We start from the raw sequence: 2,577 nt of genomic DNA, 5'->3' as shown, positions 1-2,577 counted from the left end.
ATGCGGCGGCCAACGCGTTCTTGGATGCGTTGGTGGAGCAGCGGCGTGGGCTCGGGCTGGCAGGTACTTCCGTCGCCTGGGGAGCATGGGCGGACAGCGGCCTCGCGGTAGGTGAGACGCGGGAGAAGTGGGCTCACCGCAGCGGGTTCGAAGCCATGGCACCCAAGGACGCGCTTGCCGCACTGGACAGGGTTCTCGGCCGGAACGATGATTTCGCCATGGTCGCGGATGTGGACTGGGCGCGATTCGCGTCCTCGTTCACCACTGTCCGACGCTCGCCGTTGATCTCGGAACTCCCCGAGGTCATCCGCCTGTTCGGGGCCTCCGCCGATGGAGACGACGGGTTCGCCGCAGCGGGGCCATCCGCTCTCCCCGCGGTTTCATTGAGCGAGCGGCTGGCCGCCCTGGCCCCTGCCGAGCGGGCGCACGAGCTGCTCGTACTCGTGCGGACCCAGGTGGCGAAGGTGCTGGCGCATCCGAACGCCGACGCCGTGGATCCCGACCGGGCGTTCAAGGACCTCGGCTTCGACTCGCTGACCGCCGTCGAGCTGCGGAACAGGCTGAAGGCCGCGACCGGCCTCGCCCTGCCCGCGACGCTCGTCTTCGACTACCCGAGTCCGGCCGCCCTTGCGGACAACCTCCGTGCTCTCCTGTTCCCCGGCAGCGACGAGCACACCGGGGATCAGCCCAATGACGCCCGGGTACGCGACGCGCTGGCGTCGATTCCGCTCGACCGGATCCGGGACGCGGGCCTCATGGACATCCTGCTGCGGTTGGCGGAGTTCGAAGCCGGTGAATCCCTCCCAGCAGGTGAGGGCGAACAGAGTCCGCTCGACGAGGAGTCGATCGACTCGATGGATGCGGAAGCTCTGCTCCGCATCGCCTTCGACGGTTCCGACTCCTGAAGTTTCGAAGCGCCTCACACGTCCCTGGACCGCCCGTATACGCGTGGAGTTCGCAATGAGTAATACGTCTCCTGAGAAGATCCTTGACGCACTGCGCACATCGCTGAAGGAAACCGAACGTCTCCGTAAGGAGAACCGCCGGCTCGCGGCGGCATCGCGGGAGCCTATTGCCATTGTCGCCATCGGCTGCCGCTTTCCGGGGGGCGTGACGTCCCCCGAGGAACTGTGGTCGCTCCTGGCTTCCGGCACCGACGCCGTCACCGGCTTTCCCACCGACCGTGGGTGGGACGAGGGACTGTACGACCCGGATCCAACGCGGCGCGGGAAGACCTATGTGCGTGAGGGCGCCTTCCTGGACGGCGTGACCGACTTCGACCCTGCCTTCTTCGGGATCTCGCCGCGCGAGGCGCTGGCGATGGACCCTCAGCACCGGCTGTTGCTGGAGACGGCGTGGGAGGCCCTGGAGCGGGCCGGAATCGAGCCGGCGTCGCTCAAGGGAAGTCGAACCGGAGTCTTCGCCGGCACGAACGGTTCGGACTACGGCGCATTGCTGCGGCAGACCCCCGACGGACTTGAGGGTTACCTGGGCACAGGCAGGTCCGGAGCAGTGCTCTCCGGCCGGGTCTCGTACTTCCTGGGCCTGGAGGGCCCCGCGGTCACCGTGGACACGGCCTGCTCGTCGTCTCTGGTGACGCTGCACCTGGCCGCCCAGGCCCTTCGCAACGACGAATGTTCGCTGGCCCTTGCCGGGGGCGTGACTCTGATGACCACGCCTGGCGCGTTCGTGGAGTTCAGTCGTCAGGGTGCTCTGTCACCGAGTGGGCGTTGCCGGCCCTTCTCGGATGCGGCGGACGGTACGGCGTGGGGCGAAGGCGCCGGAGTGCTTTTGCTGGAGCGGCTGTCGGATGCACGGCGTAACGGCCATCCCGTACTGGCGGTGGTTCGTGGTTCGGCGGTGAACCAGGACGGCGCCAGCAATGGTCTGACAGCGCCGAACGGCCCCTCCCAGCAGCGTGTCATCCGCGCCGCGCTGGCTGACGCGCGGGTGTCCGCGTCGGAGGTCGACGCGGTGGAGGCGCACGGCACCGGCACGACGCTGGGCGATCCGATCGAGGCGCAGGCCCTGCTGGCCACCTACGGGCAGAACCGCCCCGCCGATCGGCCGCTGTGGCTGGGCTCGTTGAAGTCCAACATCGGCCACACGGCGGCTGCCGCCGGTGTCGGTGGCGTGATCAAGATGGTGTTGGCGATGCGGCAAGGTGTACTGCCGCCGTCGCTGCATGTGGGGGAGCCGTCGTCGGAGGTCGACTGGTCAACGGGTGCGGTCGAGCTTCTGACCGAGGCGCGTGAGTGGCCGGCGGTCGAGGGGCGTCCGCGTCGTGCGGGTGTGTCGTCGTTCGGTGTGAGCGGCACCAACGCGCATGTGATTGTGGAGCAGGCGCCGGAGGTTGTGGTGCCTGTGGTGTCGGATCCGGTGGTGCCGGGTGTGGTGCCGTGGGTGGTGTCCGGGCGGAGCGCGGAGGCGCTGCGTGGGCAGGCGGGGCGGTTGCTGTCGCTTGTCGAGGGTGATGCGGGTCTGTCGCCGGTGGATGTGGGTTGGTCGTTGGCGTCGGGGCGGGCTGTGCTGGAGCAGCGTGCCGTGGTGTTCGGTGGTTCGCGCGATGAGCTGGTG

At 68.7% G+C, this 2,577-nt stretch carries 2 protein-coding genes; both read left to right on the top strand.

What is annotated here, in order from left to right; all coding sequences use genetic code 11:
- Positions 1-905, top strand: a 905-nt coding sequence (locus tag ACWCQM_RS40875; RefSeq protein ID WP_450920132.1) for a beta-ketoacyl reductase, incomplete at its 5' end; no start/stop codon positions are given.
- Between the two features lie 43 nt (positions 906-948).
- Positions 949-2,577: type I polyketide synthase (locus ACWCQM_RS40870; protein WP_450920131.1), on the top strand; the 1,629-nt coding region annotated here is incomplete at its 3' end.

Source organism: Streptomyces sp. NPDC002125 (genome assembly GCF_053593715.1).
The sequence above is the reverse complement of the archived record's forward strand: the minus strand, read 5'-3'. Positions and strand labels throughout refer to the sequence as shown.